Raw genomic sequence first — 2,930 nt, forward strand, 5'->3', positions numbered from 1 at the left:
GGTTAAGTTATTAAGGGCGCACGGCGAATGCCTTGGCACTAGGAGCCGATGAAGGACGGCACTAACACCGATATGCTTCGGGGAGCTGTAAGTGAGCTTTGATCCGGAGATTTCCGAATGGGGGAACCCACTACGTTTAATCGCGTAGTATCTTGACGTGAATACATAGCGTCTTGAAGGCAGACCCAGGGAACTGAAACATCTAAGTACCTGGAGGAAGAGAAAGAAAAATCGATTCCCTGAGTAGCGGCGAGCGAAACGGGAAGAGCCCAAACCAAGAGGCTTGCCTCTTGGGGTTGTAGGACACTCTATACGGAGTTACAAAAGAGCGAGTTAGATGAAGCGACTTGGAAAGGTCCGCCAGAGCAGGTAAAAGCCCTGTAGTCGAAAGTTCGTTCTCTCCAGAGTGGATCCTGAGTACGGCGGAACACGTGAAATTCCGTCGGAATCCGGGAGGACCATCTCCCAAGGCTAAATACTACCTAGTGACCGATAGTGAACCAGTACCGTGAGGGAAAGGTGAAAAGCACCCCGGGAGGGGAGTGAAAGAGATCCTGAAACCGTGTGCCTACAAGTAGTTAGAGCCCGTTAATGGGTGATAGCGTGCCTTTTGTAGAATGAACCGGCGAGTTACGATTACGTGCGAGGTTAAGCTTTAGAAGGCGGAGCCGCAGCGAAAGCGAGTCTGAATAGGGCGAAATAGTACGTGGTCGTAGACCCGAAACCAGGTGATCTACCCATGTCCAGGGTGAAGGTGAGGTAACACTTACTGGAGGCCCGAACCCACGCACGTTGAAAAGTGCGGGGATGAGGTGTGGGTAGCGGAGAAATTCCAATCGAACTTGGAGATAGCTGGTTCTCTCCGAAATAGCTTTAGGGCTAGCCTCGTGATGAGAATACTGGAGGTAGAGCACTGTTTGGACTAGGGGGCCATCCCGGTTTACCGAATTCAGACAAACTCCGAATGCCAGATATTTATACACGGGAGTCAGACTGCGAGTGATAAGATCCGTAGTCAAAAGGGAAACAGCCCAGACCACCAGCTAAGGTCCCAAAGTAATCGTTAAGTGGAAAAGGATGTGGCGTTGCACAGACAACCAGGATGTTGGCTTAGAAGCAGCCATCATTTAAAGAGTGCGTAATAGCTCACTGGTCGAGTGACGCTGCGCCGAAAATGTATCGGGGCTAAACGATTCACCGAAGCTGTGGATTGACATCTACGATGTCAGTGGTAGGAGAGCGTTCTAAGTGCGTTGAAGTCAGACCGGAAGGACTGGTGGAGCGCTTAGAAGTGAGAATGCCGGTATGAGTAGCGAAAGACGGGTGAGAATCCCGTCCACCGTATGACTAAGGTTTCCTGAGGAAGGCTCGTCCGCTCAGGGTTAGTCGGGACCTAAGCCGAGGCCGACAGGCGTAGGCGATGGACAACAGGTTGATATTCCTGTACCACCTCCTCACCGTTTGAGAAATGGGGGGACGCAGTAGGATAGGGTAAGCGCGCTGTTGGATATGCGCGTCCAAGCAGTAAGGCGTGTGTGTAGGCAAATCCGCACACTGTAACGTTGAGCTGTGATGGCGAGTCCGTATGGACGAAGTTCCTGATTTCACACTGCCAAGAAAAGCCTCTATCGAGGTGAGAGGTGCCCGTACCGCAAACCGACACAGGTAGTCGAGGAGAGAATCCTAAGGTGTGCGAGAGAACTCTCGTTAAGGAACTCGGCAAAATGACCCCGTAACTTCGGGAGAAGGGGTGCTCTTGAGCGTGCAAGCGCATGAGAGCCGCAGTGAATAGGCCCAGGCGACTGTTTAGCAAAAACACAGGTCTCTGCAAAACCGTAAGGTGACGTATAGGGGCTGACGCCTGCCCGGTGCTGGAAGGTTAAGAGGAGTGGTTAGCGCAAGCGAAGCTGCGAATTGAAGCCCCAGTAAACGGCGGCCGTAACTATAACGGTCCTAAGGTAGCGAAATTCCTTGTCGGGTAAGTTCCGACCCGCACGAAAGGCGTAACGATCTGGGCACTGTCTCAACGAGAGACTCGGTGAAATTATAGTACCTGTGAAGATGCAGGTTACCCGCGACAGGACGGAAAGACCCCGTGGAGCTTTACTGTAGCCTGATATTGAATTTTGGTACAACTTGTACAGGATAGGTAGGAGCCAGAGATCTCGGAGCGCCAGCTTCGAAGGAGGCGTCGGTGGGATACTACCCTGGTTGTATTGAAATTCTAACCCATGCCCCTTAGCGGGGCAGGAGACAGTGTCAGGCGGACAGTTTGACTGGGGCGGTCGCCTCCTAAAAGGTAACGGAGGCGCCCAAAGGTTCCCTCAGAATGGTTGGAAATCATTCGTAGAGTGTAAAGGCACAAGGGAGCTTGACTGCGAGACCTACAAGTCGAGCAGGGTCGAAAGACGGGCTTAGTGATCCGGTGGTTCCGCATGGAAGGGCCATCGCTCAACGGATAAAAGCTACCCCGGGGATAACAGGCTTATCTCCCCCAAGAGTCCACATCGACGGGGAGGTTTGGCACCTCGATGTCGGCTCATCGCATCCTGGGGCTGTAGTCGGTCCCAAGGGTTGGGCTGTTCGCCCATTAAAGCGGTACGCGAGCTGGGTTCAGAACGTCGTGAGACAGTTCGGTCCCTATCCGTCGTGGGCGTAGGAAATTTGAGAGGAGCTGTCCTTAGTACGAGAGGACCGGGATGGACACACCGCTGGTGTACCAGTTGTCTTGCCAAAGGCATCGCTGGGTAGCTATGTGTGGACGGGATAAGTGCTGAAAGCATCTAAGCATGAAGCCCCCCTCAAGATGAGATTTCCCATTACGCAAGTAAGTAAGATCCCTCAAAGACGATGAGGTAGATAGGTTCGAGGTGGAAGTGTGGTGACACATGGAGCTGACGAATACTAATCGATCGAGGACTTAACCAAAA

The 2,930-nt window shown here is 52.6% G+C and carries 1 rRNA gene; it reads left to right on the top strand.

The features are described from left to right. Nucleotides 1–2,928: ribosomal RNA gene (locus tag PVA17_RS24565) — 23S ribosomal RNA — on the top strand. Nucleotides 2,929–2,930 lie beyond the last annotated feature (2 nt).

The sequence above is a fragment of the Lysinibacillus sp. CNPSo 3705 genome, assembly GCF_028674935.1.
In the GTDB taxonomy this organism is placed as follows: domain Bacteria; phylum Bacillota; class Bacilli; order Bacillales_A; family Planococcaceae; genus Lysinibacillus.